This is a genomic window from Micromonospora peucetia (assembly GCF_900091625.1).
In the GTDB taxonomy this organism is placed as follows: domain Bacteria; phylum Actinomycetota; class Actinomycetes; order Mycobacteriales; family Micromonosporaceae; genus Micromonospora; species Micromonospora peucetia.
Map to the genome: position 1 here is coordinate 5,817,091 of NZ_FMIC01000002.1, position 25,176 is coordinate 5,842,266.

At 71.3% G+C, this 25,176-nt stretch carries 25 protein-coding genes and 1 pseudogene; 16 read left to right on the top strand and 10 right to left on the bottom strand.

Features of this window, described 5'->3' with window-relative positions; all coding sequences use genetic code 11:
* Window positions 1-191 precede the first annotated feature (191 nt).
* Together GA0070608_RS26195 and GA0070608_RS26200 are read right to left on the bottom strand one after the other, a co-directional pair.
* Window positions 192-1,484: an RNA polymerase sigma factor gene (locus GA0070608_RS26195; protein WP_091631115.1), complete on the bottom strand. Its 1,293-nt coding sequence runs from the start codon at window positions 1,482-1,484 to the stop codon at window positions 192-194.
* Between the two features lie 5 nt (window positions 1,485-1,489).
* Window positions 1,490-1,831 (bottom strand): YciI family protein, encoded by a 342-nt coding sequence (locus GA0070608_RS26200; RefSeq protein WP_245716150.1) that lies wholly within the window; start codon window positions 1,829-1,831, stop codon window positions 1,490-1,492.
* 198 nt (window positions 1,832-2,029) lie between these two features.
* Between GA0070608_RS26200 and GA0070608_RS26205 the strand changes: the two genes are divergently transcribed.
* The 5 genes from GA0070608_RS26205 to GA0070608_RS26225 all read left to right on the top strand — a co-directional run bounded on the left by GA0070608_RS26205 (window position 2,030) and on the right by GA0070608_RS26225 (window position 6,255).
* Entirely contained in the window at window positions 2,030-2,431 is a 402-nt protein-coding gene (locus tag GA0070608_RS26205) for a hypothetical protein (RefSeq protein ID WP_091631117.1), read from the top strand.
* Between the two features lie 171 nt (window positions 2,432-2,602).
* Window positions 2,603-3,718 (top strand): glycoside hydrolase family 183 protein, encoded by a 1,116-nt coding sequence (locus GA0070608_RS26210; RefSeq protein ID WP_091631118.1) that lies wholly within the window; start codon window positions 2,603-2,605, stop codon window positions 3,716-3,718.
* Between the two features lie 139 nt (window positions 3,719-3,857).
* The gene (locus tag GA0070608_RS26215; RefSeq protein WP_091636205.1) at window positions 3,858-4,985 is read left to right on the top strand and encodes an ABC transporter permease; all 1,128 of its coding nucleotides are present in this window, start codon (window positions 3,858-3,860) and stop codon (window positions 4,983-4,985) included.
* The gene (locus tag GA0070608_RS26220; RefSeq protein WP_091631119.1) at window positions 4,982-5,659 is read left to right on the top strand and encodes an ABC transporter ATP-binding protein; all 678 of its coding nucleotides are present in this window, start codon (window positions 4,982-4,984) and stop codon (window positions 5,657-5,659) included. The genes GA0070608_RS26215 and GA0070608_RS26220 overlap by 4 nt, the downstream gene beginning before the upstream one ends.
* Window positions 5,660-5,673: 14 nt before the next feature.
* A complete protein-coding gene (locus GA0070608_RS26225) occupies window positions 5,674-6,255 on the top strand; it encodes a TetR/AcrR family transcriptional regulator (RefSeq protein ID WP_091631120.1) in 582 nt (193 codons plus the stop codon).
* 83 nt (window positions 6,256-6,338) lie between these two features.
* On the opposite strand, the gene GA0070608_RS26230 is transcribed toward GA0070608_RS26225, so the two are convergent.
* The 3 genes from GA0070608_RS26230 to GA0070608_RS26240 all read right to left on the bottom strand — a co-directional run bounded on the left by GA0070608_RS26230 (window position 6,339) and on the right by GA0070608_RS26240 (window position 7,853).
* A complete protein-coding gene (locus GA0070608_RS26230) occupies window positions 6,339-6,611 on the bottom strand; it encodes a cation:proton antiporter regulatory subunit (RefSeq protein ID WP_091631121.1) in 273 nt (90 codons plus the stop codon).
* A gap of 121 nt (window positions 6,612-6,732) precedes the next feature.
* Complete coding sequence (locus GA0070608_RS26235; RefSeq protein WP_141719554.1) at window positions 6,733-7,497, bottom strand: rod shape-determining protein; 765 nt, start codon at window positions 7,495-7,497, stop codon at window positions 6,733-6,735.
* A 152-nt stretch (window positions 7,498-7,649) separates the two neighbouring features.
* Window positions 7,650-7,853 (bottom strand): hypothetical protein, encoded by a 204-nt coding sequence (locus GA0070608_RS26240; RefSeq protein WP_091631123.1) that lies wholly within the window; start codon window positions 7,851-7,853, stop codon window positions 7,650-7,652.
* 186 nt (window positions 7,854-8,039) lie between these two features.
* Here GA0070608_RS26240 and GA0070608_RS26245 point away from each other — a divergent pair, with 186 nt between their 5' ends.
* The 3 genes from GA0070608_RS26245 (at window position 8,040) to GA0070608_RS26255 (ending at window position 10,985) form a co-directional block, all read left to right on the top strand.
* Window positions 8,040-8,480: a hemerythrin domain-containing protein gene (locus GA0070608_RS26245; protein WP_091636208.1), complete on the top strand. Its 441-nt coding sequence runs from the start codon at window positions 8,040-8,042 to the stop codon at window positions 8,478-8,480.
* A 121-nt stretch (window positions 8,481-8,601) separates the two neighbouring features.
* Window positions 8,602-9,498, top strand: coding sequence for a bifunctional helix-turn-helix transcriptional regulator/GNAT family N-acetyltransferase (locus GA0070608_RS26250; protein WP_091631124.1), 897 nt, complete (start codon window positions 8,602-8,604; stop codon window positions 9,496-9,498).
* Between the two features lie 158 nt (window positions 9,499-9,656).
* On the top strand, window positions 9,657-10,985 hold the full coding sequence (locus GA0070608_RS26255; RefSeq protein ID WP_091631125.1) for an extracellular catalytic domain type 1 short-chain-length polyhydroxyalkanoate depolymerase: 1,329 nt from the start codon (window positions 9,657-9,659) through the stop codon (window positions 10,983-10,985).
* Window positions 10,986-11,260: 275 nt separating this feature from the next.
* Here the strand turns inward: GA0070608_RS26255 and GA0070608_RS34050 are convergent, their stop codons facing one another.
* Complete coding sequence (locus GA0070608_RS34050; protein WP_281186155.1) at window positions 11,261-11,392, bottom strand: hypothetical protein; 132 nt, start codon at window positions 11,390-11,392, stop codon at window positions 11,261-11,263.
* Between the two features lie 137 nt (window positions 11,393-11,529).
* Here GA0070608_RS34050 and GA0070608_RS26260 point away from each other — a divergent pair, with 137 nt between their 5' ends.
* The 3 genes and pseudogenes from GA0070608_RS26260 to GA0070608_RS26275 all read left to right on the top strand — a co-directional run bounded on the left by GA0070608_RS26260 (window position 11,530) and on the right by GA0070608_RS26275 (window position 14,085).
* Complete coding sequence (locus tag GA0070608_RS26260) at window positions 11,530-12,213, top strand: DUF1963 domain-containing protein (protein ID WP_176733844.1); 684 nt, start codon at window positions 11,530-11,532, stop codon at window positions 12,211-12,213.
* A 236-nt stretch (window positions 12,214-12,449) separates the two neighbouring features.
* A pseudogene (locus tag GA0070608_RS26265) lies at window positions 12,450-12,812 on the top strand (IS5 family transposase); the annotation flags it as partial.
* 514 nt (window positions 12,813-13,326) lie between these two features.
* Window positions 13,327-14,085, top strand: a complete 759-nt coding sequence (locus GA0070608_RS26275) for a hypothetical protein (protein WP_218107587.1) — start codon at window positions 13,327-13,329, stop codon at window positions 14,083-14,085.
* A 393-nt stretch (window positions 14,086-14,478) separates the two neighbouring features.
* Here GA0070608_RS26275 and GA0070608_RS26280 read toward each other — a convergent pair whose 3' ends face one another.
* The gene (locus GA0070608_RS26280; RefSeq protein ID WP_091631128.1) at window positions 14,479-15,873 is read right to left on the bottom strand and encodes a glycoside hydrolase family 10 protein; all 1,395 of its coding nucleotides are present in this window, start codon (window positions 15,871-15,873) and stop codon (window positions 14,479-14,481) included.
* 700 nt (window positions 15,874-16,573) lie between these two features.
* On the opposite strand from GA0070608_RS26280, the gene GA0070608_RS26285 reads away from it, so the two are divergent.
* Window positions 16,574-18,442: an adenylyl cyclase gene (locus tag GA0070608_RS26285; RefSeq protein WP_091631129.1), complete on the top strand. Its 1,869-nt coding sequence runs from the start codon at window positions 16,574-16,576 to the stop codon at window positions 18,440-18,442.
* Window positions 18,443-19,129: 687 nt separating this feature from the next.
* Here GA0070608_RS26285 and GA0070608_RS26290 read toward each other — a convergent pair.
* Entirely contained in the window at window positions 19,130-19,489 is a 360-nt protein-coding gene (locus tag GA0070608_RS26290; RefSeq protein ID WP_091631130.1) for a hypothetical protein, read from the bottom strand.
* A 190-nt stretch (window positions 19,490-19,679) separates the two neighbouring features.
* Here GA0070608_RS26290 and GA0070608_RS26295 point away from each other — a divergent pair, with 190 nt between their 5' ends.
* Entirely contained in the window at window positions 19,680-21,050 is a 1,371-nt protein-coding gene (locus tag GA0070608_RS26295; protein WP_091631131.1) for a glycosyl hydrolase family 18 protein, read from the top strand.
* 171 nt (window positions 21,051-21,221) lie between these two features.
* Here the strand turns inward: GA0070608_RS26295 and GA0070608_RS26300 are convergent, their stop codons facing one another.
* Window positions 21,222-21,665 (bottom strand): VOC family protein, encoded by a 444-nt coding sequence (locus tag GA0070608_RS26300; RefSeq protein WP_091631132.1) that lies wholly within the window; start codon window positions 21,663-21,665, stop codon window positions 21,222-21,224.
* A 189-nt stretch (window positions 21,666-21,854) separates the two neighbouring features.
* Between GA0070608_RS26300 and GA0070608_RS26305 the strand changes: the two genes are divergently transcribed.
* The 3 genes from GA0070608_RS26305 to GA0070608_RS26315 all read left to right on the top strand — a co-directional run bounded on the left by GA0070608_RS26305 (window position 21,855) and on the right by GA0070608_RS26315 (window position 23,815).
* A complete protein-coding gene (locus GA0070608_RS26305) occupies window positions 21,855-22,268 on the top strand; it encodes an RlpA-like double-psi beta-barrel domain-containing protein (RefSeq protein WP_091631133.1) in 414 nt (137 codons plus the stop codon).
* Between the two features lie 14 nt (window positions 22,269-22,282).
* On the top strand, window positions 22,283-22,879 hold the full coding sequence (locus GA0070608_RS26310) for a cell wall protein (RefSeq protein ID WP_091631134.1): 597 nt from the start codon (window positions 22,283-22,285) through the stop codon (window positions 22,877-22,879).
* 69 nt (window positions 22,880-22,948) lie between these two features.
* Window positions 22,949-23,815 (top strand): MauE/DoxX family redox-associated membrane protein, encoded by an 867-nt coding sequence (locus GA0070608_RS26315; RefSeq protein ID WP_176733845.1) that lies wholly within the window; start codon window positions 22,949-22,951, stop codon window positions 23,813-23,815.
* A gap of 125 nt (window positions 23,816-23,940) precedes the next feature.
* On the opposite strand, the gene GA0070608_RS26320 is transcribed toward GA0070608_RS26315, so the two are convergent.
* Window positions 23,941-25,077 carry a CaiB/BaiF CoA transferase family protein gene (locus tag GA0070608_RS26320; RefSeq protein ID WP_091631135.1) on the bottom strand — a complete coding sequence of 379 codons (1,137 nt, stop codon included), beginning with the start codon at window positions 25,075-25,077 and terminating at the stop codon, window positions 23,941-23,943.
* Between the last annotated feature and the right edge of the window lie 99 nt (window positions 25,078-25,176).

Below are 25,176 nucleotides of genomic sequence, written 5' to 3' on the forward strand. Positions count from 1 at the left end.
CGGTCCGGCCTACGCTTTCGGTGACTGCCACTTAGCACGGTTGCGGATTGCGGATGTGGTCTAGGGGTTCAAATCCTCTGGCAGTCACCAACAGTGGCAAGGCGGGTCCTCACGGGCCCGCCTTGTCCCTTTGGCCGTCACTTTCATTCAACCCGCGCCCTGCTGTCCGGCCCTGGTGCGCTCGGGTGGCGTCACGCTCCGGGCGAGCCGGGCCGCGTGACAGCGTCCAGCCTTCGTCGCAGCAGGGCGCGTTCGGGTTCGGTGCCGGCCAGGGCGAGCGCCTCCCGGTACGCCTCGGCGGCCTCGGCGTGCCGGCCGAGCCGGTGCAGCAGGTCGCCACGGGCGGCCGGGTAGGGGTGGTGGCCCCGCAGCAGCGGTTCGTCGGCCAGCTCGTCCAGCAGCGCCAGTCCCGCCTCCGGGCCGTCGCGCATCGCCACGGCGGCGGCCCGGTTCAGTGCGACGACCGGCGACGGCGCGAGGGCGAGCAGCACGTCGTAGAGGGCCACGATCTGCGGCCAGTCGGTGGTGGCGAGGTCGGCCGCCTCGACGTGCAGGGCGGCGATCGCGGCCTGCACCCCGTACGGACCGGGCGGGCCGCCGGTCAGCGCGACGGGTACCAGGTCGAGGCCGTCGGCGATCATCGAACGGTCCCAGCGACCACGGTCCTGCTCGTCGAGCAGCACCAGTTCGTCGTCCGGGCCGGTGCGGGCGGCACGCCGGGCGTGGATCAGCAGCATGAGCGCGAGCAGCCCGGTGACCTCCCGTTCGGCGGGCAGCAGCCGGCGCAGGATCCGGGCCAGCCGGATGGCCTCCTCGGCGAGGTCGAGCCGTTGCAGACGCGGGCCGCCGCTGGCCGCGTAGCCCTCGGTGAAGATCGAGTACACCGCCTGGAGCACTCCCGGCAGCCGGTCCGGCAGTTCCTGCGCGCCGGGCACGCGGAACGGGATCCGGGCTTCGTGGATCTTCTTCTTGGCCCGCGTGATCCGCTTGGCCATCGTCGCCGTCGGCACCAGGAAGGCCCGGGCCACCTCGGGCGTGGTCAGTCCGGCCAGGTAGCGCAGGGTCAGCGCTCCGCGGTCCTCGGCGGCGAGCGCCGGATGCGCGCAGGTGAAGAAGAGCTGGAGCCGCTCGTCCGGCAGGTCGCCGCCCACCGCCGGAGCGGGGGCGGGCTCCGCCCGGTCCGCCTCCGCCTGGAGGATGGCCAGCCGCGCGGCGAGGGCCTGGTCCCGGCGCAGCCGGTCGACCGCCCTGCGCCGCGCCGTGGTCATCAGCCAGGCTCCGGGCCTGAGCGGAACGCCGTCGACCGGCCAGTGTGCCAGTGCCGCCTCGACGGCCTCGGAGGTGACCTCCTCGGCCAGGTCGAGGTCGCCGAAGCGGCGGACGAGGGCCGCCAGCAGCCGGCCGCGTTCCTCGCGGAACACCGCCTCCACGACTGCCGCCGGCGCCTCGTCCGTCCCCCCGTTGCCGGTGGGCGCTTCGCCCACCGCGCTCAGCCGCCGAACTCGGCGACCGGCCGCACCACGACGGAGCCGCCCGCGCGCGCGCCGGGGCAGCGCGCCGCCCAGTCGAGCGCGACGTCGAGGTCCGGCACGTCGATCACGTAGAACCCGCCGAGGATCTCGCGGGTCTCCGCGAACGGCCCGTCCGTCACGGTCCGCCTGCCGTCCTCGCCGACCCGGACCGTCGTGGCGGTGACCAGGTCGGCCAGCGACTCGCCGGAGACCAGGATCCCCGCCTCCCGCACCTGCTTGTCGTAGGTCATCCAGTCGCTGACGTCGCAGCCGGCCGCCCCGCCGTCCTCGCCGACCGCACCGGCGTTGATGAGCATCATGTACTTCACGATCCGACTCCCCTGATGTCGTCCCACCCTCGTACAGCAGGACCGCCGTACGCCATCACGACGGACGGGAAGCCGTCGAATGGACACACCCTCCCAAGTTTTTTGCGCCGTGGCCCGGCAACTCCCCGTCCGACCCTCCGGCGCAGCGCCGGCCCGGCGGCTGAACGACCAGGTAGCTACGGTGACCGGATGGCCGCACCCCGACTGATCCCCATCGCCCACGAGCCCGGCTACCACACGGACCAGATCGGCCGGTACGCCGACGGGATGTTCCTGGCCTCGGCGTGGGACCACCTCGCGTACGTGCACCTCTTCGACCACGACGGCGCGTACCGGCACTCGACGGTCCGGCGGGTCGAGGATCGCGGGGCGCTGGACGCCGCGCTCGCGGAACTCGTCGCGGACCTGCCCGGCAGGGCGTACGGCGACATCGCGGTCCAGTTGTTCCAGACCCGGCAGGAGGACACCCTCTTCGGTCTGGTCGACGAGTCCGGCGACCGGGCCGGCGACGGGAGCCACGTCGACTGGGTCGAGCTTTATCCGGACCGCCTCGGCTTCAGCGAGCCGTGGGACGGTCTCTACGACACCTGACCCGCGCGGCTGCCGACGTCGGGCGTCGCGGTGCACGGCGGTCCTTGACCATGCCGGCCGATTGGCCGTAGGTTCCAGCCTTACATCGACGATCATAAGTCGGCGTGGCCGGTGCTCCGGCCCGGTTTCCCATGTCCGCGGCCCATGGGGCCCATCGCGACAAGGACGGCCATGACCATCACCCGCCGCTCACTGCTCGGCACCCTCGCCGCGGCCGGCGTGGCCTCGGCCGTCGCGCCGGCCCTGGCCCCCGGCACGGCCCACGCCGCCGTCTGGCGGAAGCGCCTCACCGGCGCCGACCTGGACACCAACCACCGCTGGCGGGTCGCGGGCACCGACCTCGGCATCCCGTACGTGCTGGAGAACGGCTCGATCGGCTACCTGTTCGGCGACACCTTCGACACCCCGTGGCCGGAGGGCCCGCCGCTGCCCAACGACTGGCGCTCACCGGTGCTGCTGCGCTCCGCCGTCCATCCCGGCGCAACCGGGGGGATCGTCTTCGACAGCGCCGCCCGCGTCGCGGGCAACGGCCGGGCCCCGGAGCTGATGCACAACGGCCACCACGGGATCGGCATCGACGGCCTCTGGGAGGTGACCGTCATTCCCAACGACGGCATCGCCTTCCCGGAGACCGGCCGCCAACTCGTGTCGTACATGAGCATCGAGAACTGGCACTCCGCCGGCCCGGCCGGGCCGCACTGGCGGTCGCGCTACGCCGGCCTGGCCTACAGCGACAACGGCAACGACTTCGTCCGTACGCCGTTGAAGTGGTGGAACGACGGCACCAACACCGACCCGTTCCAGATGTGGACGATGCAGCGCGACGGGGACTGGGTGTATGTCTTCTCGGTGCGTTCCGGCCGTCAGCACGGGCCGATGATGCTGCGCCGGGTCCGCTGGGACCGGCTGTTCTTCCCCGAGTCGTACGAGGGCTGGGGCTTCAACGGCAGCGGCTGGGGCTGGGGCCGGCCGTGCACGCCCATCCTGACCGGCCGCTTCGGCGAGCCGTCGGTGCGACGGCTCGCCGACGGCACCTGGGTGATGTCCTATCTCAACTGCGCCACCGGGTGCATCGTCACCCGCACGGCGACCGGGCCGGACCGGGTCTGGACGCCGGAGAAGATCCAGGTCACCTCCTGGCAGGAGCCCGGCCTCTACGGCGGTTTCATCCACCCGTGGTCCAGCCGGCGGGCCAACGACCTGCATCTCATGGTCTCGAAGTGGACCAGGACGCCCGACGACCGGAGCACCGCCTACCACGTCAGCCAGTTCGCCGGATCGGTGTGAGCAGGCCCCCACCACCCGCGACGGCCCGACACCCCCTCGCCGGTCAGGCACGACGACGGGCAACGCCGGAAAAGATGCCGACAGTGTGTTGATACGATCCTGACATGCAGTCGACAAAACCCGGCCCGCGGTGGTGGGCATGTTCCTAGCGGTACGCGAACTTCGGTTCGCCAAGGCCCGGTTCGGTTTGATGGGGGCGGTCGTCGCGCTCATCGCGGTGTTGGTGGTGCTGCTGTCGGGGCTCTCCTCGGGCCTGGTGAACGACGGCGTGTCGGGACTACAGCGCATCCCGGCGACCTCCTTCGCCTTCGCCGACGGCGTGCAGCACGACGCGGCGTTCTCCCGCAGTGTCATCGACATCTCCGCGGTGGACTCGTGGAAGGCGCAGCCCCGGGTCGCCGACGCGGCGCCGTTCGGCAACGCGCTGATCAACGCCCGCAGCGGCTCGGGCGTGGAGATCGACCTCGCGTTGTTCGGCGTGCCCACCGACTCCTTCCTGGCCCCACCGGTGGAGGAAGGCTCCCGGTTGGGTGCCGCGAACGGCATCGTGGTGAGCCGGACCGCGATCGACGCCGGGCTGCGCGTCGGTGACACGGTGACCGTCGACCGGATCGGCACCCGGCTGACGGTGGTGGGCGCCATGGCCGACCAGCACACGTTCGGTCACGTCGACGTGGCCTACCTGCCGCTGCCGGTCTGGCAAGAGATCAAGGCCGGCGTACGCCCCGGCGAGCCGGTCCCGGACGGCACCTACGACGAGATCACGGCCGTGGCGGTGCGGGGTGCCGACGGTGCCGAGATCGACCTGGCGGCCGGCGATCTGGCCGCCGGCACCGAGAGCCTGACCCGCACGGAGTCGTTCGGCGCCTCGCCCGGCTACACCGCCGAGACGTCGACCCTGCGGCTGATCGAGTGGTTCCTCTACGCCATCTCCGCGCTCGTGGTCGGCGCCTTCTTCACCGTGTGGACCATCCAGCGCCGCGCGGAGATCGCCGTGCTGCGGGCCATGGGCGCCCCCACGGGCTACCTGCTGCGCGACGGTCTGGCCCAGGCCCTCGCGTTGCTGCTGCTCGCCGTCGGCGCGGGCGTCGCGGTCGGCACGGCCGCCGGCAGCCTGGTCGGCGGCGGTATCCCGTTCGCGCTCAGCGCGCCGGCGATCGCGGTGGCCGCCCTCCTCCTGCTCGTCCTCGGCCTGGCCGGAGCCGCCGTGGCCATCGTCCGGATCGCCGCGGTCGATCCGCTGACCGCACTGGGAGCAAACCGATGACCGACACCGGCCTGGTCATGCGCGGCGTGACCCTGCGCTTCGGCGACGGCGACGACACCGTGCAGGCGCTGGACGGGGTCGACCTGACCGTCGCCCCCGGGCAGTTCGTCGCGGTGGTCGGCCCCTCGGGGGCGGGCAAGTCCAGCCTGCTCGCGGTGGCCGGCGGGCTGACCGTCCCGACCTCGGGTTCCGTCACCCTCGCCGGGCAGGACATGACCGTGCCGAGCGCACGGGCGCGGGCAGCCCTGCGCCGGGAGTCCGTCGGCTTCGTGTTCCAGTCCGGCAATCTCATTCCCGCGCTGACCGCCGTGGACCAGATCCGGCTGCCGGCCAGGTTCGGCGGTCTCGGCTCCCGGGCCCGCGACGCGGTGGCCCTGCTCGGCGAGGTCGGGATGGCCCAGAAGGCGAACCGCCGCCCGCACCAACTTTCGGGGGGCGAGCGGCAACGCGTCGGCATCGCCCGCGCCCTGGTCAACCGGCCACGACTACTCTTGGTCGACGAGCCGACCGCCGCCCTCGACCGCACCCGCAGTCACGAGGTGGTGGAGTTGCTCGCCCGCGAGACCAAGGAGAACGACGTCGCCACCGTCATGGTCACCCACGACCACGACGTACTGCGCCACTGCACGACGGTGTACGAGATGATCGACGGGCGACTGATGCCCGTGCCGTGACGACAGGGAGACCCGTGCCGAAGATCCAGGCGCCCACGGTGGCCGAACACCGTGCCCGGCAGCGACGGGCGATCCTGGCGGCGGCCCGCGAGATCCTCGCGGAGAACGGGACGCAGGCGCCGAGCCTGGCCGAGGTCGGCAAGCGGACAGGCTTGGCGCGCCCCAGCGTCTACCAGTACTTCAGGTCACGCGAAGACCTGCTCAACGCGGTCATCACCGACATGTTCCCCGAGTGGTCGGCGTACGTCACGCAGCAGATGGACCGGGCCACCGACCCGGGCGGACGGGTGCTGGCCTACGTCGAGGCCAACCTGCACCTCGTCGCCCAGGGCGAGCACGCGGTCATGCGCGGCCTCGCCAGCAGCGCGTCGGGCACCGTCCTGGCCGAGGAGAGCCGCACACTGCACCACCAGTTGCGTACGCCCCTGGTGGCGGCCCTCGCCGACCATGGCGCCACCGATCCGGACAGCGCGGCGGAACTGATCCAGGCGGTCGTCTACGCGTCCTCACAGATGATCGAGAACGGCACACCGGAACCCGCCGTGGTCGCTCTCACCCGAGAACTCCTCTGCCCCTACCTGCGACAACAACACTGACCTGCCGACGGATGGGATCGTCGCGAACCGGGGCAGCCGCCGACGCCCCGCCCCGGTTCGCGGGGCGGGGCGTCGACGCCTCCTCACCGCTGGACGGCGGGCTGCCTCCCGGGTACGCCGGGCCCGGTGATGTTGACGTCGAAGACGTCGAGCAGGCCCAGCAGTCCGGCGAGCACGACGGCCTCGTCGCGTCTGAGCGTGATGCTGCGGGTGGCGTCGGGGTCGTCGCCGTCGTGGTAGACCAGCTCGCGCCGGCCGCCTGCGTAGTGGGTCACCACCCCGATGCGCAGCCCCGCGTCAGTGGTGAACATGCGGCGGAACCCGATACCGGGCAGGGGGGTCAGTTCGACGTCCATCGAAGCTCCAGGTGGTGCGGGAGGGTCGGGGCGGTCCGGTCCCCGGCCGGGCAGGCGGCCGGTGGGCGGCAGTGGTCAGCCGCACGGCACCGCCCACCGGGACGCCGTGCGGGACCACCGGTCAGCCGGTGAGCAGCAGACGCAGGCCGGCGAGCGTGGCCAGGTGCGGATCGGCGGGCATCGTGACCATCCGACCGGTCAGCGCGGCCAGCCGGGCCGCGAGTTCCGGATGTGCCGCCCCGCCGCCGGTGATCAGCAGCCGGCGTCGGCGCGGCCACACCGGCTGGGTGCCCAGGCGGCGCACCGCTGCGGCGATCAGCGGGATCTGGTCGATGGCGTTGGGCACGTCGATGCGTTCGGCCGCCTCCACCGCGCGGTCGGCGATGCGGGCGATCTCGGTCCGACCGTGTCCGATGTCGACGGCGACCACGTCGTCGCCGTCGAGGTCGGCCCGACAGGCCAGGGCTGCCGCCAGCGGCTCCTCCACCGTGGCGACGCGCCCGCCGAACGCCCGGTGGACCACCTCGACCAGGAATTCCTTCTGCCGCAACGTGGCGGTGGCCGGCACGCCGACCACGACCGGGGAGACGTCGTCACCCGGCCGCCCGGAGGCCGCGGCCAACACCCGCAACAGGTGTACGCAGGCGAGGAAGTCGGCCACCACGCCGTACCGCACCGGCCACAGGAGCTTCGCGTCACCGGTGTCCCGCAGTTCCATGGCGGCACGCCCGACGGCATAGCCACCGGACGGCATCCGCGCGAGGACGGCGGGCTCGGTGACGACCCTGCCGGACACCGGCGTCCAGAGGCGCACCGTCGAGGTGCCCAGGTCCAGGGCGACGGGATGCCGTAGGCCGAGGCGGGCGTACGCACCGGGGGCCAGCATGGTCACCACCCCCACAGCAGGGTGCCCGTGACGGCGTACGCCACGGCTCGGGGTCCGACGGACCGGGGCAGGGTGGATCGATCATGATGCGGGGTCGGCATGGTGCTCCAAGCCACAGGCCCGGTCGGACGACACGGGGAGGCGGACAGGCTTCAGACGGCGAACGTCAGCCTGGGCGGAGCGCGGTCGGCCGACCACGCCGGCACACAGCCGGGGACGGCCCGAGCGCACCGGAACACGATGCACAGCCCGACGGCCCGGGCCGCGGACAGCACCATGACCAACACGGCCAGCATCAGCAGCGCCGGCAGCGAGACCCGCTTGCCGACGCGGCGGAGGCCGTGTCGATCCTGCATGCCGACACCATAGCCGGGCGACCCGCCGATCGGCCATGCCGCCGCCCGGCCGGCAGGCGCCCACCGGGACGCCGGGAAGGGTCGGGCCCGTCGTCCCGGCCCGCCGGGTCGATCGGCCCTGCCGAACGTGCTGTCCCACGCCGAGGATGGGATTCGGACCTCGTCGTGATCCTGGAGATGATCAACGTGTGCAACTACTGCGGCTGTCGGGAGTTCCCCCTGATCGGTCGGCTCTCCGCCGAGCACGAGGCGATCGCCAACGCCGCCGGCCGGGTGCGTGACGCGGTGCGGGCCGGCGGCGCGGACGCGCCCGCGGCGCTCGACGCCCTGCTGGCCCTACTGATCCCGCACACCGTCACCGAGGAGCAGGGGCTCTTCGTCGAGCTGCGGGCCGAGGGCAGCCTGGCCGACGCGGTGGAGAAGCTCTGCGCCGAACACGACGACATCCACGGTGTGCTCGGCGGCGTCGACCGGACGGCACCGGACTGGCCCGCGGTGCTGGCCGCGCTGGACCGGCTTCACCGGCACATCGACAACGAGGAGCACGGTCTCTTCCCGGCCGCGGTGATCGCGCTGCCCATCCCGGCCTGGGACCGGATCACCCCGACGGCCGGCGCCGCACTGTAGATCGCTCCGGGCTCGTCACCGTCGGCCCGTGGCCGCCTGCACCCCCGCCGGCTTCGTGGCCGGCAGGCGCCGCCGCGAGGCGCTGGCATCAACCTTGGATGCCTGACTAAAGTCAGGCGTCATGGAGTCGGAACTCATCGCCGCCGTACGGCGGTTCAACCGGACGGTCACCCAGCGGGTGGGGGCACTCGACGACGAGTACATGGCGCGTGCACGCCCGCTCGCGCAGGCCCGCCTGCTGTGGGAGATCGGCCCCGGTGGCGCCGAGGTCGCGGCGCTGCGGGCCCGACTCGGGCTGGACTCGGGACATCTCAGTCGACTCCTACGCGCCCTGGAAGGCGACGGGCTCGTCACCGTCGGCCCGTCCGACCAGATCGGCGGCGACGGGCGGGTACGCGTCGCCGCGCTCACCGACGCCGGCCGCACGGAGTGGGCCGAGCTCGACGAGCGCTCCGACGGGTTCGCCCGGTCGATCCTGACACCGCTGACCGGGCCACGCCGCGATCGGCTCGTCGCGGCGATGGCCGAGGTCGAGCGGCTGCTCGTCGCGTCGATGGTGGTCATCGAGCCCTGCCCGCCAGGTGACCCAAGGGCCCGGGCGTGCGTACGGGCCTACGCCCGGGAGGTCGCGCGACGGTTCGACGAGGGGTTCGACCCGACCCGGAGCAACCCGGTCCACGACGACGAGCTCGTCCCCCCGGCCGGCGTGTTCCTGCTCGCCACCCTCAACACCGAACCGGTCGGATGCGGCGCGGTCAAGCTCCACCGCGACGCGCCCGCCGAGATCAAGCGGGTCTGGGTGGCGGACACCGTGCGCGGGCTCGGAATCGGGCGGAGGCTGCTGAGCGAGCTGGAACGACACGCCACCGAACAGGGCTGGAGCGCCGTCCGGCTGGACACCAACCGCAACCTCACCGAGGCGATCGCGATGTACCGCGCAGCCGGCTACCGCCAGATCGAGGCGTACAACACCGAGCCCTACGCGCACCACTGGTTCGAGAAGCGGCTGGCCCCGTGACGGGACGTCCGCTCACCCCCGACACCGCCGGGAGAGCCTTGCCAGACCCTCGTTTGCGATAGAGAATTGTCGATGTTCCTGAGCCGGACGTGATCGGGCAGCCGGGCAGCCCTCGATCGGAACCCCGCCCTGTCCGCCGTCCTCCGGAGGAACCATCCATGAAAGCCAGACTCCGACTGCTGGGCGCCGCCCTGGCCGCCGCCGTACTGACGCCGCTCGCGGCGGTGTCGATCGCCCCGCCGGCGTCCGCCGCGACCCTGACCGAGGTCACGAACTTCGGCCCCAACCCGAGCAACCTGCGCATGTACCTGTACGTGCCGGACTCCGTCGCGCCCCGGCCGGGACTGCTGGTCGCGGTGCACTACTGCACCGGCACCGGCCCGGCGATGTACTCCAACACCCAGTACGCGGCCCTCGCCGACCGGTACGGCTACATCGTCGTCTACCCGTCGGTGACCCGCAGCAGCCAGTGCTTCGACGTCTCCTCCCCGCAGGCGCTGCGCCGCGACGGCGGCAGCGACCCGGTGGGCATCAGGTCGATGGTCGACCACGTCCGGCAGCGGTACGCCGTCGACCCCGACCGGATCTTCGCCACCGGCATCTCGTCCGGCGCGATGATGACCAACGTCCTGCTCGGCCTCTACCCCGACGTGTTCAGCGCCGGGGCGGCGTTCTCCGGGGTGCCCTTCGGCTGCTTCGCCACCACGAACGGCTCCGAGTGGAACAGCGAGTGCGCCAACGGCCAGCTCATCAGGACCCCGCAGGAGTGGGGTGACCTGGTCCGCAACGCCTACCCGGGGTACGCGGGACGCCGACCCCGGATGCAGACGTGGCACGGCACGAACGACGAGGTGCTGCGCTACCCGAACTTCGGCGAGCAGATCAAGCAGTGGACCGACGTGCACGGGCTGAGCCAGACGCCGACGTACACCGACAGCCCGCAGGCCGGCTACACCCGCACCCGATACGGCGGCAGCGGCGACCGGGCGCCGGTCGAGGCGATCAGCATGCAGGGGGTGTCGCACAACCTGCCGGTCGACGCCGTGCAGGCGGTCCGCTTCTTCGGGCTCGACAGCACCGCGCCACCCACCACCCCGCCGCCCACCACGCCCCCACCCACGACACCGCCACCGACCACTCCCCCGCCGACCACTCCCCCGCCCTCGACGGGTGCCTGCCGGGTGGGGTACGCCGTCAACGCCTGGAACACCGGGCTGACCGCCTCGGTCACCGTCACCAACACCGGTGCCACGACGCTCAACGGCTGGTCCCTGGCCTTCACGCTGCCTGCCGGCCAGAGCATCACCAACGGCTGGAACGCGACGTACGCCCCGACCAGCGGCGCGGTCACCGCCCGCAACGTCTCATACAACGCCACCCTCGCGCCTGGCGCGTCGGTCAGCATCGGCTTCCAGGCCACCCACACCGGTGACACGTCGCGACCCGCCTCGTTCACCCTCAACGGCGCCACCTGCGCGATCGCCTGAACCGGTCGGGCGGCGCCGGCACCGGTGCCGCCCGACCCCGGTCGCCGCCACCGGGACGCCCGGAGACCGGTCGGCTCAGCGATTGTCGGAAACGGTCACCCGAAAGCCCGACTCACCCCGGCTCGCGCCGATCCGACCGGGCACCCGCAGCGCCGCCTCGCAGCCCCCTGCACCTGGTAGTCACTCGCCAGTAGGTGCGCCAGCTGCCACCGTCGCCGGCGCTGCACTGGGCGGTGTACGTCGGTGCGTGCGGCCTGCGTGCTTGCCCCTCCAGCTCAACCGCCCAACTGCAAGGTCGGTCCGCCGCTACTAGGCCGTGTTTCGTAGTACGTCGACTTGTCGCGCGGTTCCAGCTTGTCGACCAGCTGCAACGTCCCCGACGGCAGCTTGACCGGTCTCACCTCCACCGTTCCGCCTGGTGGCCTGCGCCTCGGCGCCTGCCGCGAACCGGCCTTCTGATGTTTGTCGGACCCTTCAGGCATCATGCCCGGCCATGGATGTACGACAGGAGTTTCGGGGCGCAGCCCGGGAAAAGGGCGTGCCGATGGACGAGATCGAGCGCTGGGTGCGGCTAGCCCGACCACAGACGGAGCTGGTTCCGGAGGGCGACGGCCTGCCTGTGGCCGGTCGGTTCGGCGGTCTCGCGGCGTTGCCGGAGGGCGAGGAGTGGCCTCCCGGGCAGTGTCTCGTATTGACGCTCAACCTTGCCGCCATCCCCTCGCAGGGGCACGACCTTGACCTGCCGGCCGACGGGTCGCTGCTGTTCTTCGTCGAGCCGGACTTCACGCCCAATGACTGCCGGATCGTTCATGTGCCGGCCGGCACTCCGGTAACCGAGCACCCGAACCCCGGGGTGCCAGTCTTCGGTCCGATTCTGCTGCACGCTCGTGCCGGCTGGAGCCTTCCGGAGAACGAGCACGAGGTGCCGTTCGACCTTCGCTTGGATGACGAGGTCGAGGAAGTGATCGGAGAGGTGATGTGGGACCTCGAGGACAACAATTGCGAGTTTTCTCTCGGCGGTTACGGCAGCGCCAGCACCGGCGGCGCGGACAACCCCATCCTCAACGCAAACGAGCACACCGTGCTAGCCACCGTCTGGCTGGACAAGGGGCGGGTGGGTGACGCATTCGGCGAGACGCTGATTGTAGTCAACTTCATGATCAAGCATGCAGATCTGGCCGAGCGCGCCTTCGACCGGATCTGGCTGATGACTGACTTCAACGGCTGACGCGGTCAGGACTCCGGCGTGGTCCGCGGCTCGGCGTCCACCGCGTCGCGGGCGGTTCGGCGCAGAGCGGCGACGCCCAGCCTGTGGTACTGGGTCGACCAGCAGACAACTGCGTCGGTACTAGGCTAGGCCGTGTCTCGTAGCGCCGTCGATGTTGCGTCGTGGCGGTTCGATAACTGAAGAGGTCTCCGGTATGCGGTTCAGCGACCAAACCAGAACTTCACACCGGAGACCTCGTGCCGAGCGTAGCGGCAGCGCGACACGACCTGACCGACTTGCAGTGGGCGGCGCTGGAGGTGTTGCTACCCGCGGGAACGGGTCGTGATCGGCCACGCAGATGGACCATGCGAGTGATCATCGACGGGATCCGGTGGCGGGTCCGGACCGGCTCACCGTGGCGCGACGTGCCCACGGTATATCCGCCGTGGCAGACCTTGTACCGGTGGTTTCGCCGGTGGCAGCGCGACGGTGTCTGGGCACAGATCCTGGCCTTGTTGCAGGCCCGCGCGGACGCGGCCGGATTGATCGGCTGGACGGTGAGCGTGGACTCGACCGTCGCCCGGGCCCACCAGCACGCCGCCGGGGCCCGCCGTGACGGGCGGTCCGCAGTCGGCAGTCGGCGCTGCTCGACGTGTACGGGCCCGTCACGCTGGCCGCGCTGGCCACGGTGGCGCTGGGCGGTGCGCTGCTGCCGGCCGGATGGGCGGCCAGGAGCCGGACATCGGTGGCACTCCCCCCGGTTGGCACCAGCGCTGGGTCCCGCACTCGCCGTCGCGCTCCCACTTGGCGACCGCGTCGAGCAGCGCCGTCCGGTCCTGGCCCGGCACAGTCGCCGGCCTCTGGTGGTCGGGAGGGCGGTCAATCCGCGACCTCCCGGCCACCGCCGGCTCGACGACAATCCCACCATTATCAATTTATCGCTGGCAATATATTTAGCAATAGCAAAACAACGTTCCCGTAATCGATCCCAACTGAAGGCTCATACTTGCGATCATCAATGTGTCGCCCCTAGCATCTCAGCCAGTTCCACACATCTTCCGTGCGGCAATTGACGACGAAGCTCGTCGCGCTTCCACCGCATCTCTCGGTGCTCGGACCTCCCAGGAGCAACGCATGACGGAAAAAATGTCGGTGAGTCGGCGGAAAGGGCTTGTCGCCCTGGGCCTGACCCTGGGCGTGACCCTGCTGGGCGCGGCGCCCTCGGCGTCCGCTGCGGCCACGGCGTCGAAGGGCCGATCCGCCGCCGGCCCCGCCTCGACGACGTACACCGTCAAGATCGTCAACAACTCCGCGATCGATGACGAGAACGCCATCGTGTTCCAGCAGCAGCCGAACCAGCCCTCGGACGTCCACTCGCTGGCCTGGCTGTCGAAGATGTGCCATGCGGGCACGAGTGTCGCGTTCACGTGGTCGGTGGACTACAACTTCGTCTGGGGTCAGACGGGAACGCTCAAGCCCGGCGTCAACTACGACGCGGGCCAGATCATCTCGGCCGATCTCGACAGTCTGAACACGGTCCCCCTCTCGTACGTGGATGACGGATTCGAATTCGGCAAGCCGGTCTCGGGAGCCCCCAGCGGGTCGCTTCTCGTCCAGGAGGACGACTCGGTCCCCGGCCCGGACTCGTCCGCTCAGGGCAGCGTCGGTATCGGGATGTCGGGGGCGGGGACGTTCGTGGTCTCGACACAGCCCAACGCGGGTGTCGAGTTCGAGATCACGCCGACCTACTGGCTGGCGTTTGGCAGTTACACGGCCGGCACGGTCGTTAGCGAAGACATTCTGACCAATCCCTACCAACTACAGTTCCCGGACGGCGAGACCAGCGCCGTCGCCACCTTCGACGGCAAGAACTGGACGGTGCAGTACGGCTGACGGCCATCGAACCGCCATCGCCGCGGCAGGCAAGGCGGCGATGGCGGTGTGTCGATGCTCCACGCAGGACGAGACTCCCGGCAGGACAGTGGTTCGCGCACCGGCCCTCCCCTGTCCAACCTGCACGAGCAGATCGCGCTGGCCGGCCCCATGACGAACTCAGAGGCCTCGCCGACACCTTCGACTCGATGCTGGAACGGCTGGTCGGGCTGAACGACCGGCTACCGGACCACCTCATCGAGGTACGGCAGAACTGCTGACCACCAACCAACGCACCGAACGGCTGATCGACTCGCTACTGCTCCTCGCCCAGGCAGAACACGGCCTGGACACCACCCATCCGGTAGCCCTCGACCCCGGCGCGGGGTTCTCCCGCGCCGGGCCGTGGGCGGGTCAGCTCGCGGTGCAGGTGGGCGTGCCGGTCGGCCCGGTTCCGGTGCCCTGGAAGCCGAACTCGGTGGCGGTCCCGGCGGAGAGCCGGCCGTTGTAGTCGACGTTGCGGAACGTGACGGCGCCGCTGGTGCCGCTACCGCGCGCGTTCCACGTGTTGGTGACCGTCGCGCCGCCCGGCAGGGTGAGGGCGACGGCCCAGCCGTTGATCGCCGCGGATCCGGCGGTGACGCGTACCGTCGCGACGAAGCCACCGTTCCACGAGTTCAGCGACACCGTCGCGGCGCATCCGCCGGTGGGCGGCGGGGTGGTGGGCGGCGGGGTCGTCGGGGGCGGGGTGGTGGGCGGCGGGGTGGTGCCGCCGTTGAGTGCGTCGAGGGTGGCGGTGTACGCCGGCTTCTTGTTGCCGCTGCCGTCGAAGAGCAACGGGGTGCCGCTGGCCCGCCAGGAGTCGGTGTCCCGGATGCCCCACACGGTGATCCCCGTGCAGCGGGACACCGCGAGGCAGGCGCGCACCACCCGGCCGTAGTTGTCGGCCTGCGTCTGGCCCGAGCCCTCGATGTCCAGCTCGGTGATCTGCACGTCCACGCCGAGGTTGGCGAAGCGTTGCAGGTTGGCCTGGTAGTCACCGGGCACCGGTGAGGCGCTGTTGAAGTGCGACTGGAAGCCGACGCAGTCGATCGGCACGCCCCGGGCCTTGAAGTCCTGCACCATGGCGTACACCGCGTTGCTCTTGGCGTTCTGCCCGTCGGTGTTGTAGTCGTTGTAGCAGAGCTTCGCGGCCGGGTCGGCGGCGCGCGCGGCGCGGAACGCCACCTCGATCCAGTCGTCGCCGGTGCGTTGCAGGTTCGAGTCGCGGCGGGCCCCGCTGCCGCCGTCGGCGAACGCCTCGTTCACCACGTCCCAGGAATGGATCTTGCCCCGGTAGTAGGTCGCCACCTGGGTGGCGTGATTGAGCATCGCCTGACGCAGCGCGCTGCCGGTGAGGTTCTGCGCCCACCCCGGCTGCTGGGAGTGCCAGGCCAGGGCGTGGCCGCGCACCTGCATCCCGTTGGCACGGGCGTGGTTGACGATCCGGTCGGCGTTGGCGAAGGTGAACTGGCCCTGGGACGGCTCGGTCGCGTCCCACTTCATCTCGTTCTCCGGGGTGACCGAGGTGAACTCCCGGTTGAGGATCCCGACGTACGTGGTGTCGGAGAGCTTGTTGGCGGCCACCGCGGCGCCGAAGTAGCGCCCCTTCTCGGCGGCGGACGCCCCGAGGGTCGTTCCGGCGTTGGCGCCGGACGCCACCGCGAGCGTCGCGGCGGCGACGGAGAGACCGACCACGACTGACGCCAGCGCGACGCGCCGGCTGCGGGCCACCGGGCGCCCGCTGGCGCGGGCGAGCATGTTGTCCATGACAGAGCCTTTCGATGGACAGGATGGATGAGGAAGGTCGCTCCGGCAACCGCCCGCCACGGCGCGCGGCCCGTGGCGTGGTCGCCCGGAGACCACACCGCCGTCAGCATCCTCGACACCGTGAATTGATCGAAGCCCTTCCATCGGACCGTATCGGAACAAGCCCGGAAGCTCAACGCCCAATTATCGGATTCTTCCGGCAGGCGGACTCCGCGCCTCTCCGTCCAGCATCGATACACCCAGCCCGGACGTTGGTTCGCCACCCGACATTGTCCCCGGAAGTTTCGGAGTTCAGTTCGCTGAGCCGGACAGGGCAAGGTCCAGGACACCGACGGTCTCGCCGCCGCTCCGCTCGCCAGTCATCCGCCGCCACCTTGTTGACCGACGGCCGCCTGATCAGCCCCAAGGTCACATTGGGTGTACGAGAACCTGTCCTGATCCCGGCGGCGTGGCGGTGGCGCCGAGCGGGTCCACAGGGTAGAAACATGCCAACCCTTCCTTCCCGGCGTGACACCAGCCACGGCGGCGAGAGAGCGCTCTCACCCGTGCGTTGTCCCCCGCCACCACCCCACGAGGCAGGTCGACGACGACCGCGAGCCGGCTTCGGCGTACCCACCCGCGCCCGCGCCGGAGCACCTGCCCCCACCGCGTCGCCGTGCCCGGCACCTGTCCCGGCCGGCGGAGAGGACGAACGATGAGAATGCAGTCCCCCGACAGGCGACGGCGGCTTCGCCGGGCGCTCGCGCTCGGCCTGGTACTGACGGCGGTCGCCAGTACGACCGGCACCGCCGCCACCGCCGGTCCGGTCCGGCACGGCGCCCCGGACTTCGGGCCCAACGTGACGATCTTCGACCCCCGCACGCCCGTCGCCGAGATCCAGGCCACCCTCGACGCGGCGCACGCCCGGCAGGTCGACGCCGAGATGGGCACCGCGCGGCACGCGTACCTCTTCAAGCCCGGCAGCTACGGTACGGCCACACAGCCGCTACAGGTGAAGGTCGGCTACTACACCGAGGTCTCCGGCCTGGGCGCCTCCCCCACCGACGTCGCCGTCAACGGCAAGATCGAGACCTACAACCGCTGCCTCGAGGGCGGCGGGACGGGCAACTGCATCGCCCTGGTCAACTTCTGGCGCACCCTGTCCAACCTGTCGCTGTCCGTCAACGCCGCCGGCCAGGACGGCTGCCGGTCCTCGGCGAACTTCTGGGCGGTGTCCCAGGCGGTGTCGATGCGCCGCCTCGACATCAGCGGCGGCGGGTTGTCGCTGATGGACTACTGCACCGCCGGCCCGCAGTTCGCCAGCGGCGGCTTCATCGCCGACTCCCGGCTGCCCGCCACCACCAACGGCTCCCAGCAGCAGTGGCTGACCCGCAACAGCGAGGTCGCGAGCTGGTCCAACGCCGTGTGGAACCAGGTCTTCGCGGGCACCGTGGGCGCCCCCGACGACGCGGACTTCCCCGACCCGCCGTACACCACGCTGGACACCACGCCCCTGAGCAGGGAGAAGCCCTACCTGTTCCTCGACGACCGGGGCAGCTACCAGGTCCGGGTGCCCGCTGCCCGCCGCGACACCCGGGGCATCTCCTGGGGTGCGGGCATGACGCCGGGCCGGACCATCGGAATCCGGGACTTCTTCGTCGCCAAACCGTCCGATCCGGTGCACGTCATCAACCGCCAACTCGCTCGCGGCAAGCACCTGCTGCTCACCCCCGGCGTGTACGACGTCGGCCGCAGCATCGAAATCAAACGGCCCGACACCGTGGTCCTCGGCATCGGCCACGCCACGCTGACCGCCGTGAACGGCGCCGTTCCACTGGACGTCGCCGGCGTGCCGGGCGTGATCGTGGCCGGGGTCACCGTCGACGCCGGCCCGACCGAGTCGCCGGTGCTGCTTCGGGTGGGGCGCGAGCACGGCCGCAACACCAGCAACCCGCGCAATCCGATCACGCTGTCCGACGTGTACTTCCGCGTCGGCGGGCCGCACATCGGCAGGACGGACACCGCGTTGGAGGTCAACGCCGACCACGTTCTCATCGACCACACGTGGGTGTGGCGTGGGGACCACGGCGTCGAGGGCTTCACCGAGGGGGTCAACGGCGACACCGACCGCTGGCGGACCAACACCGGCCGCTACGGCGCCGTCATCAATGGCGACCACGTGACCGCCACCGGCCTCTTCGTCGAGCACTTCCAGCGGTACAACACGGTCTGGAACGGCGAGCACGGCACGACGATCCTCTACCAGAACGAGTTGCCGTACGACCCGCCGACGCAGGCCGACTGGATGAACGGCGACGTGCGGGGCTGGGCCGGTTACAAGGTCGGCACCCGGGTGCGGCACCACACCCTGCACGGCGGCGGGGTGTACGTGTTCAACCAGAACAACCCGTCGATCCGCACCGAGAACGGCTTCGAGGTCCCCGTCACCCCGGGCGTCCGGCTGCGCCACATCATGACGGTGAACCTGAGCGCGGGCACGATCGACCACGTGGTCAACGGCGTGGGCGAGGCGGCCGACACGACCCGGGTCGGCGCGCCCGTCTACGTCACGCGGTATCCCACCGGGTAGCCATCACACGCCGACCGGCTGGCCGGGCCTGCCGCGCGGGAACGGCTGGTGGCCGGAACCCGGGATGCCCGTCGGTGTTCAGCCCGACCTGGCCGGTGGGGTACGTCGCGATGAGCATCGCGTATCTGGCTTGGGACGCGGTGGGTCAGGTGGTGGTGGGCGTCGCCGACTGGCCCGCCTCCGCGCCAATGGCGCCCCAGCGGGGCGCTGAGCCACGGCACCTCAATGGGCACAGAAGATCGGTTGACGTTCCGCCGGGCTCCAGGCCGCGTCCCGCCCGGGCCAGCGTCAACCGATCATGGAACGGGCTGGTGCGCGAACAACTCCACGACACCGAGGCCACCCAGCGGTGATCAGGACGCCATGGACGCTAAAACGGCCAGGTAACGTCCATAGCGTCCTGATCACCGGGGCACCACGGGGGCAACGGGTGCGTCGTGTCGGTACCCCCGCCCACGCAGGGCGCCCCGACACCACGCGGCGCTGCCCCCGACACCACACCGCCCACCGCGCCAAACGCCGCAGGCCACCGACCCGACAACGCAGTTGACCGCCGACAAGGCGCGCCCGACAAGACCTCCCCCGTCGGCGTACGCCAACTGGGGCTCACCCCCGACGGGGAGCACCCTGCCGGTGACCGTCCGGTAGCCGGACGGGGCGCGCACCCTGCCCCGTCCGGCTCGGCCGTCAGCCGGCGCAGTTGTTGTTGCGCGCGGGCTGGGTCAGCTTCTCCTGGGTGCCGAACTGCGCGTAGACCCGCAGGTAGCACGGCAGCTCGATGTCGCCGTAGTAGCTCTGGACCGCGTTGTCGTAGTGCGTGGTGCCGCTCTGCGCGACCTGCCAGCTGCCACCGTCGCCCGACTGGATCTCCCAGTAGACGTCGCCGGAGCAGCCCTGCAGGCCCTGCGACCAGGCGATGATGTTGGCCCCGTTGTAGATCTCGGACTGCACGAGGGTGCAGCTCGCCGCCTGCGCCGGGCTGGCGCCGACGAGCAGCCCCACGGTCAGCATCGCTCCGGCTCCGACCGCCGACATCAGCTTGCGCATGCTCGATCTCCTCCACGATGGACGACAGGTGGTTCACCGGAGGGTAGCCCGTTTCGGAGGTTAGTTCCACGACGATCGTCGATGTTGGCGATAACTTTTACCACATTTCCGACCGCCACAGGAGGAGTCCCGCCGCTTACGCTTAACAAAGTTAACTGATAACCTCCCGCCATCGACGAGGAGGAATGCCATGCGACTTCGACGTACGATGCCCGCTCTGCTGGCCGGGGTGGCGCTGACGACCGCCCTGGCGGCCGTGCCCACCGTGGACGGCCTGGCCGCCACGAGGACCGGCGCCCCGCAGGTCGCCCTCGCGGCCTGCACCGCCCCGGCCTGGGCCGAAGGCGCCAGCTACCCCGCCGGCAGCCGGGTCAGCTACGCCGGGCGCTCCTACCAGGCACGGGTGACGCACACGCCCCCACCGGGCGCCGGTTGGAACCCCGCGGCGGCACCCGCCCTCTGGACCGACCTCGGGGCCTGTGACGGCGGTGGCACGCCGTCACCGACCCCCACCGGCACTTCGGGGCCCTCCCCCACCCCCACCCCGACACCGACACCGACGCCGACCGTGACGCCGACGGCAACGCCCACGCCGCCCGGCCCGGACACCTGCGCCGGCAGGCCGAAGCCGGCCGGCAAGGTCCTCCAGGGCTACTGGGAGAACTGGGACGGCGCGGCGAACGGCGTCCACCCGCCGCTGGGCTGGATCCCGATCACCGACGCCCGGATCACCGCGCACGGTTACAACGTGATCAACGCGGCGTTCCCGGTGATCCGCGCCGACGGCACCGTGCTCTGGGAGGACGGCATGGACGTCACCGTCAAGGTGCCCACCCCCGCCGAAATGTGCCGCGCCAAGGCAGCCGGCCTGACCATCCTGATGTCGATCGGTGGCGCGACCGCCGGTATCGACCTCAGCTCGGCCGTGGTGGCCGACCGGTTCGTCGCGACCGTCGTGCCGATCCTCAAGCGGTACAACTTCGACGGCATCGACATCGACATCGAGACCGGGCTCACCGGCAGCGGAAACATCTCCCAGCTCTCCGCGTCGCAGGCGAACCTGATCCGCATCATCGACGGGGTGCTCGCGCAGATGCCGCCGGGCTTCGGCCTCACCATGGCGCCGGAGACCGCGTACGTCACCGGCGGCAGCGTCACCTACGGGTCCATCTGGGGCGCGTACCTGCCGATCATCAAGCGGTACGCCGACAACGGCCGGCTCTGGTGGCTCAACATGCAGTACTACAACGGCAGCATGTACGGCTGCTCGGGCGACTCCTACCCGGCCGGAACCGTGCAGGGCTTCACCGCCCAGACCGACTGCCTCAACGCCGGGCTGGTCATCCAGGGCACCACCATCCGGGTCCCGTACGACAAGCAGGTTCCCGGGCTGCCGGCGCAGCCCGGTGCCGGCGGCGGCCACATGGCCCCGGCGACGGTGGCCCAGGCGTGGAACACCTACCAGGGCGGCCTGAAGGGGCTGATGACCTGGTCGCTGAACTGGGACGGGTCGAGGGGCTGGACCTTCGGCGACAACGTCCGGGCCCTCCAGGGCCGCTGACGCACCAGGCACCACAGGCCCCGACCGCGCGGTCCCGCCCCTCCCCACGGAGGAAGACCGCGCGGTCGGCACGTCCGGTTGCCGGTCGCCGGTCGGCACGTCCGGTTGCCGGTCGCCGGTCGGCACGTCCGGTTGCCGGTCGCCGGCCTCCGGCAAGGGCCGTGGCGACCGTCAGGAAGGGCGACCCATCTCGGTGAGGATGCCGGTGGCCTGACCGAGTTCGATCAGGTAGCCGTCCGGATCCCGCAGGTAGCAGCGGATCTCGGCGCCGTGGTCCTTCGGCTCGGTCAGGAAGCGGGCGCCCCGTGACCGCCACCGTTCGTAGACCTCGTGGACGTCGGTGACGCGGATGTTCATCGCCCCGCTGAGAGTGTCCGGGTCCGGCGGCGCCTGCGCCCGTACGGTCGGCTTGTCGTCGGTCGGGCCACCCTCGTCGTTGATCACGATGTAGCTGTTGTGGAACCGCAGGATCGCCGGCCGGCGGTCCCGCACCACCGTCGCGCCCAGGACGGTCCGGTAGAACTCCCGGGAGTGGTCGACGTCCCGCACGATCAACAGGTGCGTGAGCACGATCCCGCCCTCGGGCTGAAAGTAGTCCGGCGCCTCGCTGGCCATGCACGCCTCCCCCGGTCGGACCCGGCACGGCGTACCCGCTGGTGGCATCGGCACACCTGCCGCCGGCCCAGCTCGCGAGCGCGTGCAGAAATCCTTCGATCCATCCATTGACTTCAATTGTTTACGCCACAACAATCACCTCCATAGGAATTGATTAGCTTCGATCAATGAACCTGGAGGGAGGCACCCATGGCAGCACTGACAGGCGAGGTTTCCTGGTTCTGCTGCGGCAGCGCGTGGGGTCCGTGCGGCACCGCTGGCGGAGGCGCCTGCGGCACCGGCTCGTCCGGCAACTACCAGCACGCCTGGCCGAACACCTCCGACGCCTGCCTGGCCATCACCCGGCCGCACGCGTGCGGGATCACCGGGATGAGCCGCCGCGGCTGCGGCTTCCGGCACTACACCACCAACCTCTGCAACGGTGCCCGGGTCGGCACCGTCATCGCCGACTGCGGCCCGCAGACCGACCTGTTCTGCGGCGAGCGCACCTGCTGCGGCTCGGCCTGCGGCAGCAACCGGATCATCGACCTGACGCCCGCCGCGTACAGCGCGATCGCCAGCCTCACCACCGGGCTGCGGCCCTGCTCCGTCAACTCCGTCTGAACGGGAGGACCGCCATGCACCAGACCCTGGACCGGCGCCGGCTGCTCGCCACCGCCGCGCTCGGCGGCGTGGTCGGCGCCACCGGTCTCGGCTCGCTCGCCCCCGAGGCGGCCTTCGCCGCCGAGGCCGCCACCGTCGAACCCGGCGCGCCCGACCCGAACTTCGCCGAGGGCCGGATCAGCAAGATCTCCGGCAGCATGCTGCTGGTCACCGGCTCGGACACCGTGCTGCACTCGATCCGGATCACCGACGGCACGAGCATCTGGAAGCTGCACCCGACGACCTTCGACCGGGTGGCCGTCGGCGACGGGCTCTACGCCCGCGGCGTACGGCTGCCCGACGGCACTCTCGCCGCGGACTCCGTCTGGGTCAACATCGTCAACCTGCACGCGCACATCGCCGCGGTCGGCCGCAACCTGCTGCACCTCGACCACAAGGGCCACCGGATCGTCGCACACGTCGTGCCGGACCGCTCCGCCGCCGTCTACAACGGCACCCCGGCCGTCAGCGACCTGTCACTGCTGCGGGTCGGCCGGCATGTGCAGGTGCTCGGCGCCTGGCATCCGGACACCAACGAGATCGACATCGCCACCGTCTACGCCGCCGCATAGCCCCGGAGGCCCGGTGGTGCGCGGGTCGCGACCGCCGGGACCTCCGCCGGACCATCCGATGGAGATGCCATGGTCGACATGCTCGCGGCACTGCAACCGCTGGTCGTCGGTGCGGTGCTGATCTGGTCCGCCCGGGTGAAGCTCGTCAGCCGGCACGCCGCCGCGACGGCCGGACGGTCGGCGCTCGCCCCGCTGCTCGGTCAGCGTCGGGCGCTGACCGCGTACCGGCTGCTCGGCGGGGTCGAGCTGACGCTCGGCGCGCTGCTCCTGCTGCCGCCCGTCCGGCGCCTGGAGGCGGTCGCCGCGACCGTGCTGGCGGCCGGTTTTCTGGCCTACCTCGGGTACTCCCGCCGGGCCGCCCCGACGTCGTCCTGCGGCTGCCTGAGCGCCGCCCCCTCCCCGGTCACCGACCGGAGCCTGGCCCGGGCCGGGCTGCTGCTGGTGGCGGGCGCACTGGCCTGGACGGCCACCGACGGCTGGTCGGCCGCGCTCGCCGGCCGACCGGTGACCGGTGGCGTGGTGCTGCTCGTCGAACTGGCGGCGGTGGTGGCGCTCTCCCCCGAGCTGGACCGGTTCTGGCTGCTGCCGCTTCGCCGGCTGCGCGCCCGGCTGACCCATCCGCTGCGCGGCGGCGCCGGCCTGCCGTTGCTGGCCACCGTGCAGCAACTGCAACTCAGCGACGCATACCGGCGGGTGGCACCGCTGCTCCGCTCCGACGTACGCGAACACTGGGACGACGGCGACTGGCGCTTCGTCGGGCACGCCGCGCGCTACCAGGGTCGCCCGATGACCGCGGTGTTCGCCGTGCCACTGGCCGACCGGCAACCCGACGCCGTACGGGTCGCCGTGGTCGACGACGCCACCGGACACACCCTGCTCAGCCTGGCTGCCACCGCGCCACCCGCCGGTCCTCGGCTCCCGGTCGCTCCCGCCTGACAGTGCTCGTCGGCGGCGGCCGGCGCTCGTTCCGGTGTTGCCGCCGCGGGCGCCCGACCTCGTCGGCCGGCACCACAGGGGTGTCCGGGGGCGTCACTTCGACGCGCACGATGGCGTGGCGGGTGTCAGTCGGCCAGCCACTTCCGGATCTCGTCGCCGTGTTCGTCGAGCCCGGGTGGTGGCAGGTCGTAGCGCGGCGGGGTGGCGGTGAAACCGATCGGGTTACGGATGCCGGGCACACCACCGGCGACGACCACGGGTTCCAGCCCGAGGTCCCGGGCCAGGTCGACACCCCCGGCGACGGTGTTGATCGGGGCGCACGGCACGCCCGCCGCGCGCAGGTCCCGGAACCACTCGTCGCGGGTCCGCCGGACCAGTCGCGCGACCAGGATCGGCCGCAGGGCCTCCCGGTTGACCGTGCGGTCCTGGTTGCGCCCGAACCGGGGGTCGTCGGGCAGTTCGGGCAGGCCGAGCACCTGGCACAGCTTGCGGAACTGGCCGTCGTTGCCGGCGATGACGACGAGGTCGCCGTCGGCGGTGGGAAACGGTTCGTACGGGAACAGGCTCGGGTGCCCGTTGCCCATCCGGAACGGCATCGCGCCGCCGGCGACGTGGCCACTGGTCTGGTTGACCAGGCCGGACAGCGCGGAGGAGAGCAGGTCCACCTCGACGTGCTGGCCGGTGCCGCAGCGTTCCCGGTGACTCAGGGCGGCGAGGATGCCGACGGCCGCGTGTAGGCCCGCGATCACGTCGAACACGGCGACCCCGGCCTTGTAGGGCGGGCCGTCCGGCTCGCCGGTGAGGCTCATCAGGCCGGACGCGGCCTGGACCACGAGGTCGTAGCCGGGCAGGTTGGCGCCGGCCCCGGCGCCGAAGCCGCTGATCGAGGCGTAGACGATCCGCTCGTTGACGGCGGCGACGCTGTCGTAGTCGAGGCCGAAGCGCCGCAGGCCGCCGGGCCGGAAGTTCTGGATCATGACGTCGGCGCGGCGGACGAGTCGCTGGGCGACGTCCAGGTCGCCGGGCTCGGCGAGGTCGAGGGCGATGGACCGCTTGTTGCGATTGACGCCGAGATAGTAGGTGGAGGTCCCCTCCCGTACGGGCGGCATCCAGGTCCGGGTGTCGTCACCACCGGGCCCTTCCACCTTGATCACCTCGGCGCCGAGGTCGGCGAGGAGCATGGTCGCATACGGCCCGGCGAGAATCCGCGAGAAGTCCGCGACGAGGACGCCGCTGAGCGGCCCGGACCGTTGCTCCCCCATCGCCGCGCTCCCCTTCCCCGTCGACGGCCCGGCCGACGCGGTGGCGTGGCACCCGCCGGGGCGCCGATCTCCGGCGCGTCCGGATGGAAGGACCACGAT

Bases quoted from the DNA above. Each gene is read 5' to 3' on its own strand.
- GA0070608_RS26200 (WP_245716150.1), bottom strand. From the start codon at position 1,831: ATGATGCTCATCAACGCCGGTGCGGTCGGCGAGGACGGCGGGGCGGCC.
- GA0070608_RS26205 (WP_091631117.1), top strand. From the start codon at position 2,030: ATGGCCGCACCCCGACTGATCCCCATCGCCCACGAGCCCGGCTACCAC.
- GA0070608_RS26210 (WP_091631118.1), top strand. From the start codon at position 2,603: ATGACCATCACCCGCCGCTCACTGCTCGGCACCCTCGCCGCGGCCGGC.
- GA0070608_RS26215 (WP_091636205.1), top strand. From the start codon at position 3,858: ATGTTCCTAGCGGTACGCGAACTTCGGTTCGCCAAGGCCCGGTTCGGT.
- GA0070608_RS26220 (WP_091631119.1), top strand. From the start codon at position 4,982: ATGACCGACACCGGCCTGGTCATGCGCGGCGTGACCCTGCGCTTCGGC.
- GA0070608_RS26230 (WP_091631121.1), bottom strand. From the start codon at position 6,611: ATGGACGTCGAACTGACCCCCCTGCCCGGTATCGGGTTCCGCCGCATG.
- GA0070608_RS26235 (WP_141719554.1), bottom strand. From the start codon at position 7,497: ATGCTGGCCCCCGGTGCGTACGCCCGCCTCGGCCTACGGCATCCCGTC.
- GA0070608_RS26240 (WP_091631123.1), bottom strand. From the start codon at position 7,853: ATGCAGGATCGACACGGCCTCCGCCGCGTCGGCAAGCGGGTCTCGCTG.
- GA0070608_RS26250 (WP_091631124.1), top strand. From the start codon at position 8,602: ATGGAGTCGGAACTCATCGCCGCCGTACGGCGGTTCAACCGGACGGTC.
- GA0070608_RS26255 (WP_091631125.1), top strand. From the start codon at position 9,657: ATGAAAGCCAGACTCCGACTGCTGGGCGCCGCCCTGGCCGCCGCCGTA.
- GA0070608_RS26260 (WP_176733844.1), top strand. From the start codon at position 11,530: ATGGACGAGATCGAGCGCTGGGTGCGGCTAGCCCGACCACAGACGGAG.
- GA0070608_RS26275 (WP_218107587.1), top strand. From the start codon at position 13,327: ATGACGGAAAAAATGTCGGTGAGTCGGCGGAAAGGGCTTGTCGCCCTG.
- GA0070608_RS26280 (WP_091631128.1), bottom strand. From the start codon at position 15,873: ATGGACAACATGCTCGCCCGCGCCAGCGGGCGCCCGGTGGCCCGCAGC.
- GA0070608_RS26285 (WP_091631129.1), top strand. From the start codon at position 16,574: ATGCAGTCCCCCGACAGGCGACGGCGGCTTCGCCGGGCGCTCGCGCTC.
- GA0070608_RS26290 (WP_091631130.1), bottom strand. From the start codon at position 19,489: ATGCGCAAGCTGATGTCGGCGGTCGGAGCCGGAGCGATGCTGACCGTG.
- GA0070608_RS26295 (WP_091631131.1), top strand. From the start codon at position 19,680: ATGCGACTTCGACGTACGATGCCCGCTCTGCTGGCCGGGGTGGCGCTG.
- GA0070608_RS26300 (WP_091631132.1), bottom strand. From the start codon at position 21,665: ATGGCCAGCGAGGCGCCGGACTACTTTCAGCCCGAGGGCGGGATCGTG.
- GA0070608_RS26305 (WP_091631133.1), top strand. From the start codon at position 21,855: ATGGCAGCACTGACAGGCGAGGTTTCCTGGTTCTGCTGCGGCAGCGCG.
- GA0070608_RS26310 (WP_091631134.1), top strand. From the start codon at position 22,283: ATGCACCAGACCCTGGACCGGCGCCGGCTGCTCGCCACCGCCGCGCTC.
- GA0070608_RS26315 (WP_176733845.1), top strand. From the start codon at position 22,949: ATGGTCGACATGCTCGCGGCACTGCAACCGCTGGTCGTCGGTGCGGTG.
- GA0070608_RS26320 (WP_091631135.1), bottom strand. From the start codon at position 25,077: ATGGGGGAGCAACGGTCCGGGCCGCTCAGCGGCGTCCTCGTCGCGGAC.